Here is a 14407-nt window from a genome sequence, read left to right as displayed (position 1 = left end):
CTCCCCTCAGCTCTGTCCTTCCCCTCTTACCGCGTAAACAGGGACTCTCAGAAGCAGGCCCCAGGCCACGAGGGTCACCGTGACCACCGTGAACAGCACGGCGTTCTGCGGGAGGACCTTGAACATGACGAGTACTGCTGTCAGGCACGTCATGGCCGCGAAACTCCCGATGACAACGGCGACTTGACGAACAGTCAGACCGAGGCGCCGGAGCCGGTGTGCGATGTGATCCCGGCCGCCCTGCAGCACGGGCCTGCCTTCCCTGCGCCGCGCGACCATGACCAGGCCGGTGTCCGCGGTGACGACCAAGGTGATGAGGAACAGACTGGTGTATCCGGAAAGAGCGGAGTTGTCCCGGTGCAGGGTCACCGTGGCGGACGACACCAGAAAACCCACGAAAAGCGAGCCGGCGTCACCGAGGAAGATCCGCGCCGGGTGCCAGTTGTGGAAGAGGAATCCCGCGCAGGCCCCTGCCAGGGCGGCCATGACCGAGGCGGTGCCCACCAGGCCGCCGGAGAGAGCGGCGCAGCAGAGGAATCCCGCGGTGACCACGGTCACCGTGGACACCACCCCGTCCATGTTGTCGAGCAGGTTGAACGCGTTGGTGGTGAAGAGGATCCAGGCGACCGAGATCACCACGTCGAGCCATGTACCGAAGAGCACCGGGTGGCCGCACCACACCACCACCACCAGGGCTGCCGCCGCCTCGACACAGACACGAGAACGGATGCTGAGCTGACGCAGGTCGTCGGTGAGGCCCAGAACGGCGATGAGCGCAGCGCAGGTGAGCACGACGCCGACCGTGGCGTCATGCTCATTCACGGCGAGTGTCGCCGCACCCGCGGCGCCCACGGTGGCGAACGCGACCGCGATGCCGCCGAGATAGGGCGTGGGCCGGACATGGACTCTGCGTGCGTCCGGCTGGTCGGTGTATCCGCGTCGCAGGGCCAGGCGCCGCAGTGGCTCGGTCAGCAGGGCCGCGATGAAGAGAGCTCCCAGCCCCGCGATCGCCGACACCAGCCACGGGCTCAGACCGGACATGGACCCGCCAGCACGGCCTGACCGGTGGAATTGCCCGTGTCCCCCTTGGACTGACCGTCGGCGACAAGCCCGAGCACCTGCCGCTTCACCTCGCTTCGGGCATCCTCGACGGCGTCCGCGAGCACGTCGTCGAGGTTCCGTTGCGGCTGCCAGCGGGTGAAGGCCCGCAGCTTCGTGGTGTCGGGGACGCGACGCTCCATGTCCTCGAACTCCGGTCCGTAGGCCTCGCTGTACGAGAGACGCCGCACGGACGAACTGCTCTTGGCGCGGGCGATGATCCGCTCCGCCAGATCGAGGATGCTGGTCTCCTCGTCGCTACCGATGTTGAAGGTCTCACCCACGGAATCCGGCAGGTCGATCAGCGACAGAAGCGCTTCGACCACATCCGCGACATGGAGGAAGCAGCGGCTCTGCTGCCCGGTGCCGTAGACGGTGAGGGGTTCTCCGCGGACTGCCTGACGGGCGAACCTCGGGATGACCATGCCGTAGGCGGGGCTCTGCCGAGGACCGACGGTGTTGAAGAACCGCACGATGGTGGAACGCAGTCCGTACTCCCGGCGGTACAGCTCGGCGAGGATCTCGTCCACCGCCTTGGCGGTGGAGTAGGACCACCGTGGAACAGAAGGACTGCCCAGGATGCGGTCGGAGGTCTCGCTCAGCGGTCCGGAGGAGTTCTTGCCGTAGATCTCCGATGTACTGGCAAGGATTACTCTCCGGTCATAGCGGTGAGCGGACCCGATGACCGTCTCGGTGCCTTTGGTGTTGATGGTGAAGGAATTCAGCGGCTGTTCGACGATGAGTTTCACACCTACGGCCGCCGCCAGGTGCACCACGCAATCACAGTCCCGCACCAAATCGTCGACGAGCGACGCATCCAGTACGGAGCCCTGGACGAATTGGAAGTTATCCTGCCCGCGCGCCCGCGCAAGGTTCTCCGGGCGTCCTGTGCTGAGGTCATCGAGTACGACGACCGGCTCACCACGTGCCAGCAGTGCATCGACGAGATGGGAGCCGATGAAGCCGGCTCCTCCGGTGACCAGGTACTTCGGATGTTCCATCACGCCGTCACTCCATGTTTGCGGGTGGGGCATTGCCGGAGGCATGTGCACCGGCGACGCATGGCCACGATAACCGGGGATAACGCAAATAGAATGAATGGAATCCCGCAATTAGCCCATTCGTGCCCCCTAGACGGCCGACATGACTCCATTCGCCCGACGAGTGTCACTCAAGAGATGGACGGGAAGCCGCGTCGAGCGAGTGTCAGGCATATTCCTCCGAAACATTCTGCTTGGCAAGCAGAGAGGAGTCCCACCGTGTCGGTGGCAACAAAGAAGGTAGTAGTGGTCGGCCAGGGGTACGTCGGCCTTCCCCTCGCCATTCGTGTGGCGGAAGCCGGGCACAATGTCGTGGGTCTCGATGTGGACGAGATGCGCGTCAAGCGACTCGCCGCCGGCGAGTCGTTCGCCGAGGACGTGACGTCCCTTCGCCTACTGGCAGCCCTGAACTCGGGCCGCTATTCCCTGAGCACCGATTACGCCGATGCGGTGGACTTCGATGTCTGCGTCATCACGGTGCCCACTCCCCTGAAGGACGGCGTCCCCGACCTGAGTTTCGTGGAGAACGCCGCACAGGCAGTCGCCCAGCACCTGAGGCCGAACGCCACGGTGATCCTCGAGTCCACCACGTATCCATGCACGACCGAGCACGTGGTATCCCCGATCCTGGAGGCGGGCAGCGGGCTCCGGGCGGGCGAGGACTTCTTCCTGGGATACAGCCCGGAACGAATTGACCCGGGAAATCCGACCTGGCGGCTGGAGAACACCCCGAAAGTGATCTCCGGTTTGAACGACGTCTCCCTGCGGCATGTCGAGCAGTTCTACGACGACATCGTGGAGCGTACTGTCCCGGTGAGTTCGCCACGCACGGCCGAACTGACCAAGCTCCTGGAGAACACGTTCCGCCATGTCAACATCGCCCTCGTCAACGAGCTTGCGATGTTCTGCAAACCACTGGGCATCGACATCTGGGAAGTAATCGACGCGGCGGCGACCAAGCCCTTCGGCTTCATGCGCTTTCTGCCCGGGCCCGGTGTCGGAGGACACTGCCTGCCCATTGATCCCTCCTATCTGTCGTGGCAGGTCAAGCAGACGCTTCGGCACGACTTCCGCTTCGTGACACTGGCCAACGACATCAACAGCCATATGCCCGACCATGTGGTGCTGCGCGTTGCCAGAGGACTCAACGGCCGCCGCAAGCCCGTCAATGGCAGCCAGGTCCTGGTCCTCGGGCTCGCCTACAAGCGGAATACCGGTGACATCCGGGAGTCCCCTTCCGTGGCCGTCGCTCTCGGACTCCGGCAACTGGGCGCTCATGTCCTCGCGGTGGAACCGCATGTGGACTCACTTCGGCTGCCCCAGGACATCCTGTGCGTCGAACTCACGGAGGAACAAGTCGCGGCAGCCGATGCCGTGGTCATCGCCACCGACCATGACGTCTTCGATTACGCAATGGTGGAACGCACGGCCGACTACGTGTTCGACGCCTGCAATCGCTGCCGTTCGGAGACCGTTGAGCGCCTCTGAAGGGCGCCACTGCACTCCGTTGGGGGTAAGAAAAGGCGGGCGTGCATGCCATGTGCCGCAATTCCCTCGGCGGGGTCCTAGCGTAACTGTTCATTCACTCGCTCCGATCGGGGATGGCCTTGGATTTGCGCGACTACCTACGAGTCCTTTCCCGCCGTTGGCGTGTCATCGCCGTTGTGGCTCTGCTGGGGACGGGGACAGGCATCCTGACAAGTTCCGTCGCCACTCCTGAGTACCGCGCAACGACCACGCTGTTCGCTTCCCTCCAGAGCGGTGCCGACACGTCCCAGCTCATCCAGGGGAACTCATTCACCCAGGCCAGAGTCCAGTCCTACGCCGACGTGGCGGGCAGCCCGGAGGTGACCGGGCCGGTTGTGAAGTCCCTGCGGCTCGATATCACGCCGACCCAGCTGGCTGAGCGGATCACGGCCGAGGCACCCCTCAACACGGTGCTGGTCCGTCTGACCGTCACCGACACCCAGGCGCTACGAGCCGCCCGGATGAGCAACGCGGTAGCCGCTCGCTTCGCGCAGGTGATCAGGGCGCTGGAACGTCCGGAGAAGAGCAAGTCCCCGTCCCCGGTACGACTCACCGTCACCCAGCCTGCCACCGTGCCGTCCGCGCCCTCGTCCCCGAACACCACTCTCAATGTCGCGCTCGGTCTGGCGCTGGGCCTGGTTCTCGGGGTGGGGCTGGGTGTCGCACTGGAGACGGTGGACACCTCGATGCGTGATCCCAAAGCCCTTGCCGAGTGCCTCGCAGCGGCTGGGGGACCTCCCGTGCTCTCCAGCATCGTGCAGGACCCGCGAGCGGTACGGGCGCCGATCTCCCTGCGCGACGACAAACACGGTCCTCGCGCGGAGGGCTTCCGGAAGCTTCGGGTCAATCTGCAGTTCGCGGAGGTGCTCCAGCGGCCGAAGGTGATCGCCGTGACCAGCCCGCTGCCCCGTGAGGGCAAGAGCAGCGTGTCGGTCAACCTGGCCGCCACACTGGCCGAAGAGGGGGCAAGGGTATGCCTGATCGACTGCGACCTGCGCCGCCCTTCGATCGCTCCGGCCCTCGGCCTGGTCAGGGACGCCGGGCTCACCACAGCTCTGGTGGGCCAGGCCGAAGTGCATCAGGTACTGCAGTCGGCCGGGTCCTTCTCCGTGCTCACCAGTGGGATGATCCCTCCCAACCCGACCCAGTTGCTCGGAAGCAGCCACTTCGGCTCCCTGCTGCGCACCCTCGCCGAGCAATTCGACCATGTCGTGGTGGACACCCCTCCGGTGCTCCCCTTTGCCGACACCGCGGCGATGGCACCCGCCATTGACGGCTTCCTGCTCGTGGCGCGCGCCGGCCGGACGAGCCGGAGCCAGGTCGTCGACGCCCTGCGCATCCTCGAACGCGTCAATGTCCCTGTGCTGGGGGCGGTCATGAATGGCGCTCCGGCACGAGGAGAGGCCGACGCATACGGCTACTCGTACAAGTACCGGCCGAAGCAGAAAGTGACGACGCGGCTCGCCGAGCTCGTGACGTCGCGCCTGGCGGCGGTGGTTCCCAGCCGACGGCCGGCTGCCAGGGGGCACGGGGCTCCTGTTCCGGCCAGGCCGCGACCGTACAGCCAGGCGACCCGGCCAGTGTTCGTGGACGGGCTGTCCCATGCGGTCAGCGCCTCGCCCCCCGGCGGCGGCGAGGCGGCGCCGGGACAACTCCGCCTGGGGAGCGAGCGTCTGTGAACCGGTCGGGCGGGACGAAGGCGCTCTTGTCGGCCACGGTGCCGGTGTGACCTCATGCGTCTCTCGCTGGTGGTACCCGTCGCGGCCGCGGCCCTGGTCAGTGGGACGCTCCTCCACTCGTGCGGGACAGACGCCGGAGCCGGGGACCGCGGCCCGGCCACGCAGGGGCGGGCCTCGGCGGCGGTCGAGCAGCTGAGGGTCGAGGTCGTCGAGGTACTGCCCCATGACCCGAAGGCCTTCACCCAGGGCCTGGAGATGGCCGGCGGCAAGCTGTACGAGAGCACGGGAGTGTCCGGACAGTCATCGGTTCGGGCGGGGCCGCCAGGCGGGTCTCCCGCGGTCCGCGCCGATCTGCCCGCGCCGCTGTTCGGCGAGGGAATCACCGTCATGGGGCCCACTCTGTGGCAGCTCACCTGGCAGAACGGCATCGCGGTCGAACGGGACACGAGGACGCTGGCCGAGTTGCGCCGGGTCCCTTACGGGGACGAAGGCTGGGGAGTGTGCCACCAGCGGCAGCGCGGCCGGCTGGTGACGAGCGACGGCTCCTCCCGGCTCGTTTTCCGGAACCCCAGAACGCTGGCGAAGACAGGGGAGGTCACGGTCTCCGACCGTGGGCGGCCCGTGAAGCTGCTGAATGAGCTGGAGTGTGTGGGCGACACCGTGTACGCCAACGTCTGGGCCGCCGACCGGATTGTGCGTATCGACGCCGACACCGGCACGGTGACCGCGGACATCGACGCTCCGGCCCTGCTCAGCGCGGCCGAGAAACGACGCGCGGACGTCCTCAACGGTATTGCGGCCGTTCCCGGGACCGGTCAGTTCCTGCTCACCGGCAAGTGGTGGCCCAAGATGTTCCGGGTCGCCTTCGTTCCCAAGTGACGCGACACGAGCTGCCCGAGGCCCGGGCGGCACGGCATCGGACTGTCCGAGGCCGGGAGAGAGGCACGTGTGTCGCGATATTTCTCGGCCACATGGACAGGGATCTGATCATGCCCATGCTCGTGGGAACCTCGGGGTGGCAGTACAAGGACTGGCGCGGCGTTCTCTATCCGCCGGGGCTGCCGCAGCGGCTGTGGCTCCAGGAGTACGCCCGGCACTTCGCCACCGTGGAGAACAACAACGCCTTCTACCGGCTTCCCAGTACGGAGGTCTTCGCCTCCTGGCGGGAGCGGACGCCGGAGGGCTTCGTCATGGCGGTCAAGGCCAGTCGCTATCTGACCCATCTGAAGCGGCTGCACGACCCCGAGGAGCCGGTGCGCCGGCTGATGGAGCGGACCGAGGGCATCGGCGACCGGCTGGGGCCCGTACTGCTGCAGCTGCCGCCCAACTTCCCGGCGGACATCGGGGCTCTGGACGCCTGCCTGAGCTGCTTTCCCGGCACGGTCCGGGTGGCCGTCGAATTCCGCCACACCTCGTGGTGGGAGGCGGAAAGGGAGCTCCGGGCAGTGCTGGAACGGCATGGCAGCGCACTGTGCTGGGCGGATCGGGGGTCCCGCCCGGTGACGCCACTGTGGCGTACCGCCTCCTGGGGATACGTGCGGTTTCACGGCGGCATCGCCGAGCCGGCGCCGCGCTACGGCCGCCGAGCGCTGACGTCCTGGGCACGGCGTATCCGCGACGCCTGGCCGGACGAGGACGATGTGTATGTGTACTTCAACAACGACCTGGGCGGTGCGGCCGTCGTGGACGCCGCCAAGTTCGCCCGGGCAGCGGCCGCTTCGGGCCGGACGGTGAGCCGTACGCCGGTGGCCCCGGCGCCGGGTTCCACGTCCTGAGCGGGCCACAGCCCGAGCGGGCGCGAGCGGTGCCACGGATCTACGATGAGAGCACCGTCGAGTCGAACCGGCGTTCCAGAGGAGGCTGCGATGGAGGAGCATTTCGTCTGGGTGACGACGCGCCGCATCAAGCCGGGCGCGTTGGAGGAGTTCGAGGGGGCCTGGCGCCCGGCCCCTTCCCCGCAAGGCCTGCGCCGCGCCTTCGCGTACTGGTCCGAGGACGGCCAGGAGATCACCGGAGTGTCGTTCTGGGACACCCGAGAAGCGTGCGACGCCTGGCGGGCCTCCGAGGCGGAGACGCGGCGGCGTGAGGCCATGGCGCCTTACGTCGTAGAGGAGCGGGAAGGCTTCTACCGCGGCCGCGAACTCGGCGTCGGCTCCGCCTGAGACCACCGGCGCTCGTTGCCGCCGCAACGTCCGACTGCCTCCCGCTCTCCCGCCGGGATCAGCCGGCCGCCGCCGGCTGCGTCTCCTGCACGTCGACGAGAGTGGTCGGCAGCGCAAGGTACGCCGTGACGCCGCAGGCACCGTCCTGCCCCTGGGTGGGACGCAGTTCGACCTGCGCGCCGAGCCGGGCCGCGAGGGTCCCGACGACATAGTGGCCGAGGAAGCGGGTGGGGGTGATCAGGAAGGACTCCCGCCCGGCGAGCCGGGCGTTGGAGCGGGCCAGGTCCTCGGCGGTCATGCCGGACCCCCGGTCGACGACTGCGAGGCAGTACTCGCCGCCGTCGCGCCAGCCGTAGATCTCGACGGGGAGCGTGGGCGGTGAGAAGAGCAGGGCGTTCTCGATGAGTTCGGCCAGCAGATGGGAGAGCTCGGCGACGGCCCGGCCACGGACGCGGCCGTGCTGTACATCGACCACGACCACGCGCTGGTACTGCTCGACCTCGGAGATCGCCGACTGCACCACCTCGGCCGCCGACACCAGTCCGGACCAGGTACGCGGCGGCAGCTCCTCCCCCGCGAGCACGAGCAGCGACTCGGCATTGCGGCGCATGCGGGTGGCCAGGTGGTCGAGTTCGAAGAGCTCGCCGAGTGCGTCCGGGTCGATCTCCTGCCTCTCCAGCGTGGTGATCAGGCCGAGCTGGCGGGAGAGCAGTGCCTGGTTGCGGCGGCCGAGGGAGGCGAGCGACTCGGCGCTGTTGCGGCGCAGCACGGTCTGCTCGGTCGCAAGACCTATAGCGGTGTGCTCGACGTTGTGCAGGGCGGTGGCGAGACGGGTGATCTCGCGGGCACTGTCGGGCACCCGTCGGGACGGCCCGGAGACGAGTTCGTCGCCCGCCTCGGCCTCCTGGATCCGGGCGACCGCGGCGGGCAGCCCGCTACGGGCGACCGAGTCGGCCTCATCGGCGAGTGCGACGAGCGGCCGGGTGATCGAGCGGGCGGAGAGCACGGCGAGTGCAGCGGCGACCGCGAGGATCAGCACACCGAGGCCGATGAAACCGCCCAGCTGGCCGGTGGCGTCCTCCCCTATCCGGTCCGCGCGGCGCCGTACCTCGGCGCCGATCTGCCGCTGAACGCCATGAAGTTGGTCGACGAGCGCGGTCATGGAGGACCACCAGCGGCCGGGGTCCACGGAGAGCCGGCCGCCATCGGCTCCGTCCTCCGCCCGCTTCTCGTAGCCGAGGGCGCGCCGGGCCTCCCCGGTGGCGAAGGCGGCGTCCAGCGCGGACTGCTGGGCGGGTGTGGCGAGTTCGGCGTACTGGGTCAGGAAGGCCAGCCGGGCCGCCCGTACCTCGGTGAAGTCGAGGAACTCGCTGCCCTTGAAACGCCCTGCCGCGAACACTCCGTTGAGGGAGCCGCGTTCGAGGGCGACCGCTTCGGTGGCTCGGACGAGGGCCTGCCAGGCGCCCATCGCCTCGGCGAGGGCTCGGTCACCTCGAGCCGGTTCCGCGGCCGCGGCGTCGATCAGTTTGTCGATCGCCCCGGTGTACGCGGCCAGGGTCGGGGCGCGCTGCACAGTGCCGTCGTCGACCCGGCGGCGCACGGTGTCCAGGGCCGAGACCCGGGCGAGCGCCTCACGTAAGGTGTCGGCGGTGTCGGCTCCCGCGCCGCCCGCCCCGAGCAGGGTCTCGAATCCGGCACGGGCGGTCTCGGTGCGTGCGCGCTGTACCCCGACGTCGTCGCGGTACTCCTTGGCGCCGCCCAGCAGGCCGTTGGTGAGGCCGCGTTCACGCTGCAGCTCGCGCACCAGTTCCTGGGCCTTGAGGAGGAGTTCGACGCGGCCCGCGGTCTCCCGCGCCGCTGACCAGTCGGCGGCCCGGTCGGCGACGCCGAGGCCGGTCACGACCAGCAGCAGACAGGTGGGGACGGCGAGCACGATGGCTACACGGCCGCGGATCGTTCCCCAGCCGGGCAGAGCGGGCAGTTGCGACAGCAGGCGTCGTTGGGTGCGCATCACAACCGACGACGCTACGAACCGGCGTGCCCGGCGCGGTTTCCCGACGGTAAGGGACTGGTTGCCACGGGTTCACAGGCAGGCGGGCAGCGGCATGCACCGTACGTCACCTTGCCGTAACGCAACGTCCGGCCGCACGGGACGGGCGCGGACCCGGCCGTCGCTGGTACACGATGAGGTGGGCGCCGGCGTGGTGCGGGGAGCGGAGAGGCGGGTGGGCTGATGGGCGGTGACGTCGGCCGGGGACGGGTGCTGGTGGTGGACGACGATCCGGCGATCCGGCGGTCGCTGGAGCGGGGACTGCGGCTGGCCGGTTTCGCGGTGTCGCTGGCCGAGGGCGGGCGGCCCGCCCTGGTCCATGTGCGCCGGGAGCCGACCGATGTGGTCGTGCTCGACATCTCCATGCCCGGTCTCGACGGAATCCAGGTGTGCCGGGCCCTGCGCGACGACGGCAACGACCTTCCCGTACTGATGCTGTCGGCGCTGGACGAGACGGCGGACCGCATCGCGGGGCTCCAGGCGGGTGGCGACGACTACCTGGTCAAGCCGTTCGCGTTGCAGGAGCTGGTGCTGCGGCTCGAGGCGCTGCTGCGCCGGCGGCCGCCGAGGGACACGGACACGGTCCGCATCGGGCCCCTGGTGCTGGATCCGGCGGCCCGCGAGGCGAGGCTCGACGGCGAGTTGCTGGTGCTGACCCGGCGGGAGTTCGAGCTGTTGGAGGTCCTGGCGCGCAATGTGGGGATCGTGCTCACCCGGGACCAGTTGCTGGAGCGGGTCTGGGGGTACGACTTCGAGGTGCGCACGGATGCCGTCGACACCTTCGTCAGCTATCTGCGGCGCAAGCTGGAGAGCGGTGGCCGGGCACGGATCATCCATACCGTGCGGGGCGTCGGTTTCGTCCTGCGCCCGGACAACGGGAGCCGGAGCGCGTGAAACTGTCGACGCGGATCGCACTCGCCATTGGCGTCACCGTGCCGGTGCTGGTGCTGGCGGCGGGATGGCTGCTGCTCCAGCTGGTCGCCCGTGATCTGCACGCCGAGCAGGACGCGCATCTGCGCGAGCGCGCGGCAGTGGCCGCGGGGGACGCCCGTCGGCTGCTGCGGGCCACCGCCGCCGACCGTCCCGCAGCGGTCGAGCAGGCTCGTGAACGGCAGTTGTACGCCTCCGGCCTGGATGTCGGCATCCGGCTGACCGGGCCGCAGGGCACCGTATCCGGCGGCCCTCAGCCCGATGCCTCCGTACCCCTTCCGCAGAGCGCACGGATGCCGGTCACCATCGAGGAGGGGTCCAGGAGCTGGCGGGTGCTGGCCGTACGTGTGCAGGGCTCGCGCGCCGGTGTCGACGGCACTCTGTGGCTGTTCTCCCCGGATACCGCGAGCGAGGACCAACTGGCTCTCGTACGCCGCCGCGTGGTGATGGTGGCGCTGCTGGCCGCCCCGTTGGCCGGTCTGCTGGCTCTGGCCGTCGCCTCGCGGGCCGGCCGCCCGCTGCGCCGGCTGCAACAGCGCACCAGCGGCCTCGACCCGAGGGTGGATGCGGCAAGACTCGACCACAGCCGGACCGGGGTCACCGAGGTCGACGACCTCGCCCGGACGCTGCAGACCGTACTGGCCCGCTATGACGAACAGGCCGCGCGGACCACGGGTGCCCTGACCACCGCTCGGTCGTTCGCCTCCGCCGCGGCGCATGAACTGCGCACCCCGCTGATGAGCATGCAGACGAATCTGGAGATCCTGTCCCAGCATCCCGACCTCGCGCCGGTGGACCGGGATGAGGTCCTGAGGGATCTCCGGACCGAACACGCCCGGCTGCTGAGCCTGCTGGTGATGCTCAGGGAACTCGGACGTGGCGACCTGGTCGAGGCCGATGCCTTCGGTCCGGTGGACCTCACCGAAGTAATCGACGCCTCCGTCGCCGACGCCGAGCGCAGGCATCCCACGGCGCAGATCAATGTGCCGGTGATGCCGCGCCTCAGCGTGCACGCATGGGAGCCCGGGGTACGAACAATCGTCGACAACCTCCTGGCCAATGCGCTGATGCACGGGCGGGGCAGCGACGGACGGGCCCGGATCGAGCTGGGCCTGAGAGCGGGCGGACACCCCAGGGGCTCGGTCGCCGTACTGACGGTGGACGACCACGGGCCCGGCATCCCGCCCCCGCGCCGTGCCGCGGTCTTCCATCGCTTCGAGCGCGGACCGGAAAGCCCCGGATCGGGCCTCGGATTGACCCTCGTCGCGCAGCAGACCGCCCTGCACGGCGGCCGCGTCGAGGTCCAGGACCGTCCTGGCGCCGGTGGCACGCGGATCGAGGTACGGCTCCCGGTGCGGGAGAGCAGGCAGACCGAGATCCTCTTGCCTGCCGAGCGGGACTGGCTGACCGGAGCTGCCGGGCACCCACAAGGTTTCCACAAGGACGGCTCCTAACTTCTGGGCAGGCGCAGGCATATGGGCCTCGCCCCGTTCCCAAGGAGAAACCGTCATGAGGACTGTCAGGACCGCTGCCCTCGCTCTCACCGCCGCCGCCGCGCTGCTCGCCGCGGCGGGCACGGCCTCGGCCGGCGGAGGGGCACCGTCGCCGGACGCCGCGCCCACCGGCGACGGTGCCCAGGCTCTCTGCAAGCGGGTACCGAAGATCGAGAAGCGCCTCGGCCGAGCCCTTGACCGCCTCGACGGGAACGCGGCGCGGCGCGGTTCCATCGCCCGGCTGGCGAAGCGGGTCGAAAACGCCAAGGCAGCCGGTCACACCGAGATCGAGACGTACCTCAACGACAAGCTCACCTTCCGCCGCTCCCTTGTTCCCACCCTCGAGAAGCGCCGGAAGGACCTGACCGCGGTCAAGACCTGGTGCGAGGCGAACAGCAACGGGAGCGAGAAGTGATGTCCCGCCGGCCGGAGTCCCGCCGCCGCACCGCCACCACCGTCGCGGCCGCCCTCCTGCTCCTCACGGCCCTCACCGGCTGCGGGCAGGACGACGACGAGAAGGCCGGCGGAACGACCGACAGCCCTGTCACCACCGGCCCCGTCACCACCGGCCCCGCGGAGGTCACCGACATGAAGAAGCTCGTGGATGCCGCCGAATCGGCCGCTGCCGCAGCGGAGTCCGCGGCGGCGGAAGACGGGCAGGACTGATCCGGCAAGGGACGCCGGGGACGGCCCCCGGCGGCCCGCCCGGATGCAGTCGCGCTGGGCCAGGGCGACGATGGACGTACCCGGGATCATCTTCTTCGACCTTCAGGAGCCGTTCCTGATCCCGTCAATGGCCGGTAACCGAAGAAAAATTCGAGCAAAGGGCCAGAACCAGGACGGATGTGAAAGGCGGAGGCCGATGTCGAAATACCTCGTCAAAGCCAAGTTGACCACGGAGGGACTGAAGGGCCTGCTCAAGGAAGGCGGCACGGCGCGCCGTGATGTCGTCGAACGCATGGTCCAGAGCGTGGGGGGTCGGCTCGAATCAATGCACTGGGCATTCGGTGACGATGACGTCTATGTCACGGCGGACCTGCCGAACAACGCCTCCGCCGCGGCCCTGGGTCTCGTTGTGTCCGCGGCCGGCGGCGTGCGCACGAGCATCGTCGTGCTGCTGACGCCCGAGGAGATCGACGAGGCGGTCCGCCAGAAGGTGGACTACCGCGCGCCCGGCGCCTGACACGCCATGTCGGCTGTGGACGCACCCCTCGTGGACGCCGCCGAGCCGGCAACGGCCGGTTTCCGGAGCAGAAGCAGTGCCGCGTCGTCGTGGAGGCGCCCGCCCACGTGCTCCAGCAGCTCGTTGTGCAGCGCGGCGACGGTACGGGACGGCTCGTCCGACAGGTGCCGTGCCACCCCCTCGATGAGCGGGTAGAACTCACGACTGTGGTTGCGGGCCTCGGTCACCCCGTCGGTGTAGAGGAGCAACTGGTCGCCGTCGGTGAAAGACAGCACCTGAAGGTTCGGGGTCTCGCCGGTGAGTGTGTTCAGCCCGAGAGGCGGAGTCGGATGTGCCGGTTCGACAGCCGTGACGTCGCTGCCCCGCACCAGTAGCGGAGCGGCGTGTCCACAGTTGACTATCTCCATACGCCCGGCCCCCGCGTACCCGGCGACAACGGCGGTGACGAAGTCGTCGGGACCCAGGTTCCGCGCGAGGCTCCGCTCGATCCTGCCGACGACATCCAGAAGGTCCGGCTCGTCATAGGCGGCTTCACGGAAGACACCGAGCACCAGGGCGGCAGTACTCACCGCGGGCAGCCCCTTGCCCCGCACATCACCGACGATCAGCCTGATCCCGTACGGGGTGGGCACGAGGGCGTAGAGGTCCCCGCCGATACGGGCCTCCGCCGCGGCGGCGCTGTAGCGGACAGCCACCTGGAACTGGCCGACAGTGGCAGGCACGGGCCTGAGGAGGGCGTGCTGGGCGGCTTCGGCGACCGAGCGGACGGCCTCCAGCACCCTTTCGCGACGCCCGCGCAGCGCGCTGGCCAGGCTGCCCGCGAGGGTGACGGCGACCAGTGCGGACAGCACGATTGCCTGCTCACGCCCCGGCGCACCGCCGCGTACGCCGAACACCGCGCCCAGCGCCACGGCGATGAAGCCGATACGGAGGACTCCCCACGGCCTGCTGGTGGCGGCGGCCAGCGTGGGTCCGACGGCGAGCAGCGGCAGCCAGGTCGCCCCGGTTCCGCTGAGGAGGGCGAGGAGCGCCACCGCAAAGACGATCAGTGCGGGCGCGCCGGCGAGGAGTGCGGCGGTGCGCGGCTGGTCCAGCTTTGTCGCCCCGGCGGCCAGGGCCGCTCCCGGCCCCCCGTCCGGCCTGGCCGGCGTGCCGGAGCCGGCCGTCTGCTTCTTGAGCTTCCAGATCCGTGGGCGGTCGCGCTGATCGTCTCGGGTCTGAATCATGTTCGCGTCCGCAACTCCC

General features: G+C 69.2%; 14 protein-coding genes. 10 read left to right on the top strand and 4 right to left on the bottom strand.

From position 1 onward, the window contains the following. Positions 1-6: 6 nt before the first annotated feature. Positions 7-1041 carry an MraY family glycosyltransferase gene (locus ACWDZ6_RS05265; protein WP_451501740.1) on the bottom strand — a complete coding sequence of 345 codons (1035 nt, stop codon included), beginning with the start codon at positions 1039-1041 and terminating at the stop codon, positions 7-9. Continuing rightward, positions 1029-2099, bottom strand: a complete 1071-nt coding sequence (locus ACWDZ6_RS05260; protein ID WP_451501739.1) for an NAD-dependent epimerase/dehydratase family protein — start codon at positions 2097-2099, stop codon at positions 1029-1031. Before ACWDZ6_RS05260 ends, ACWDZ6_RS05265 begins: the two co-directional genes overlap by 13 nt. A 258-nt stretch (positions 2100-2357) precedes the next feature. Between ACWDZ6_RS05260 and ACWDZ6_RS05255 the strand changes: the two genes are divergently transcribed. From ACWDZ6_RS05255 to ACWDZ6_RS05235, 5 genes are all read left to right on the top strand, one after another. Continuing rightward, positions 2358-3626, top strand: a complete 1269-nt coding sequence (locus tag ACWDZ6_RS05255) for a nucleotide sugar dehydrogenase (protein ID WP_451501738.1) — start codon at positions 2358-2360, stop codon at positions 3624-3626. A gap of 113 nt (positions 3627-3739) precedes the next feature. Further along, positions 3740-5344, top strand: a complete 1605-nt coding sequence (locus ACWDZ6_RS05250; RefSeq protein ID WP_451501737.1) for a polysaccharide biosynthesis tyrosine autokinase — start codon at positions 3740-3742, stop codon at positions 5342-5344. A 54-nt stretch (positions 5345-5398) separates the two neighbouring features. Then, a complete protein-coding gene (locus ACWDZ6_RS05245) occupies positions 5399-6223 on the top strand; it encodes a glutaminyl-peptide cyclotransferase (protein WP_451501736.1) in 825 nt (274 codons plus the stop codon). Between the two features lie 110 nt (positions 6224-6333). Then, the gene (locus tag ACWDZ6_RS05240) at positions 6334-7119 is read left to right on the top strand and encodes a DUF72 domain-containing protein (RefSeq protein WP_451501735.1); all 786 of its coding nucleotides are present in this window, start codon (positions 6334-6336) and stop codon (positions 7117-7119) included. Between the two features lie 90 nt (positions 7120-7209). Then, on the top strand, positions 7210-7506 hold the full coding sequence (locus tag ACWDZ6_RS05235) for an antibiotic biosynthesis monooxygenase (RefSeq protein WP_389184983.1): 297 nt from the start codon (positions 7210-7212) through the stop codon (positions 7504-7506). Positions 7507-7564: 58 nt separating this feature from the next. On the opposite strand, the gene ACWDZ6_RS05230 is transcribed toward ACWDZ6_RS05235, so the two are convergent. Further along, positions 7565-9517: a sensor histidine kinase gene (locus ACWDZ6_RS05230; protein WP_451501734.1), complete on the bottom strand. Its 1953-nt coding sequence runs from the start codon at positions 9515-9517 to the stop codon at positions 7565-7567. 222 nt (positions 9518-9739) lie between these two features. On the opposite strand from ACWDZ6_RS05230, the gene ACWDZ6_RS05225 reads away from it, so the two are divergent. From ACWDZ6_RS05225 to ACWDZ6_RS05205, 5 genes are all read left to right on the top strand, one after another. Continuing rightward, the gene (locus ACWDZ6_RS05225) at positions 9740-10450 is read left to right on the top strand and encodes a response regulator transcription factor (protein ID WP_451501733.1); all 711 of its coding nucleotides are present in this window, start codon (positions 9740-9742) and stop codon (positions 10448-10450) included. After that, entirely contained in the window at positions 10447-11940 is a 1494-nt protein-coding gene (locus ACWDZ6_RS05220; RefSeq protein ID WP_451501732.1) for a sensor histidine kinase, read from the top strand. Before ACWDZ6_RS05225 ends, ACWDZ6_RS05220 begins: the two co-directional genes overlap by 4 nt. A 55-nt stretch (positions 11941-11995) precedes the next feature. Beyond that, the gene (locus tag ACWDZ6_RS05215; RefSeq protein WP_451501731.1) at positions 11996-12394 is read left to right on the top strand and encodes a hypothetical protein; all 399 of its coding nucleotides are present in this window, start codon (positions 11996-11998) and stop codon (positions 12392-12394) included. After that, positions 12394-12645, top strand: a complete 252-nt coding sequence (locus tag ACWDZ6_RS05210; protein ID WP_451501730.1) for a hypothetical protein — start codon at positions 12394-12396, stop codon at positions 12643-12645. The genes ACWDZ6_RS05215 and ACWDZ6_RS05210 overlap by 1 nt, the downstream gene beginning before the upstream one ends. A 70-nt stretch (positions 12646-12715) precedes the next feature. Then, on the top strand, positions 12716-13162 hold the full coding sequence (locus ACWDZ6_RS05205) for a GYD domain-containing protein (protein WP_451501729.1): 447 nt from the start codon (positions 12716-12718) through the stop codon (positions 13160-13162). Here ACWDZ6_RS05205 and ACWDZ6_RS05200 read toward each other — a convergent pair. Next, positions 13141-14388 (bottom strand): PP2C family protein-serine/threonine phosphatase, encoded by a 1248-nt coding sequence (locus ACWDZ6_RS05200; RefSeq protein ID WP_451501728.1) that lies wholly within the window; start codon positions 14386-14388, stop codon positions 13141-13143. The genes ACWDZ6_RS05205 and ACWDZ6_RS05200 overlap by 22 nt on opposite strands. Positions 14389-14407: the final 19 nt, after the last annotated feature.

Source organism: Streptomyces sp. NPDC002926, from assembly GCF_053591755.1.
The sequence above is the reverse complement of the archived record's forward strand: the minus strand, read 5'-3'. Positions and strand labels throughout refer to the sequence as shown.

Coding starts and splice junctions, on each gene's coding strand:
- ACWDZ6_RS05205 (WP_451501729.1), top strand. CDS start 12,716: ATGGACGTACCCGGGATCATCTTCTTCGACCTTCAGGAGCCGTTCCTG.
- ACWDZ6_RS05235 (WP_389184983.1), top strand. CDS start 7,210: ATGGAGGAGCATTTCGTCTGGGTGACGACGCGCCGCATCAAGCCGGGC.
- ACWDZ6_RS05260 (WP_451501739.1), bottom strand. CDS start 2,099: ATGGAACATCCGAAGTACCTGGTCACCGGAGGAGCCGGCTTCATCGGC.
- ACWDZ6_RS05200 (WP_451501728.1), bottom strand. CDS start 14,388: ATGATTCAGACCCGAGACGATCAGCGCGACCGCCCACGGATCTGGAAG.
- ACWDZ6_RS05245 (WP_451501736.1), top strand. CDS start 5,399: ATGCGTCTCTCGCTGGTGGTACCCGTCGCGGCCGCGGCCCTGGTCAGT.
- ACWDZ6_RS05215 (WP_451501731.1), top strand. CDS start 11,996: ATGAGGACTGTCAGGACCGCTGCCCTCGCTCTCACCGCCGCCGCCGCG.
- ACWDZ6_RS05225 (WP_451501733.1), top strand. CDS start 9,740: ATGGGCGGTGACGTCGGCCGGGGACGGGTGCTGGTGGTGGACGACGAT.
- ACWDZ6_RS05250 (WP_451501737.1), top strand. CDS start 3,740: ATGGCCTTGGATTTGCGCGACTACCTACGAGTCCTTTCCCGCCGTTGG.
- ACWDZ6_RS05240 (WP_451501735.1), top strand. CDS start 6,334: ATGCCCATGCTCGTGGGAACCTCGGGGTGGCAGTACAAGGACTGGCGC.
- ACWDZ6_RS05230 (WP_451501734.1), bottom strand. CDS start 9,517: ATGCGCACCCAACGACGCCTGCTGTCGCAACTGCCCGCTCTGCCCGGC.
- ACWDZ6_RS05265 (WP_451501740.1), bottom strand. CDS start 1,041: ATGTCCGGTCTGAGCCCGTGGCTGGTGTCGGCGATCGCGGGGCTGGGA.
- ACWDZ6_RS05210 (WP_451501730.1), top strand. CDS start 12,394: ATGTCCCGCCGGCCGGAGTCCCGCCGCCGCACCGCCACCACCGTCGCG.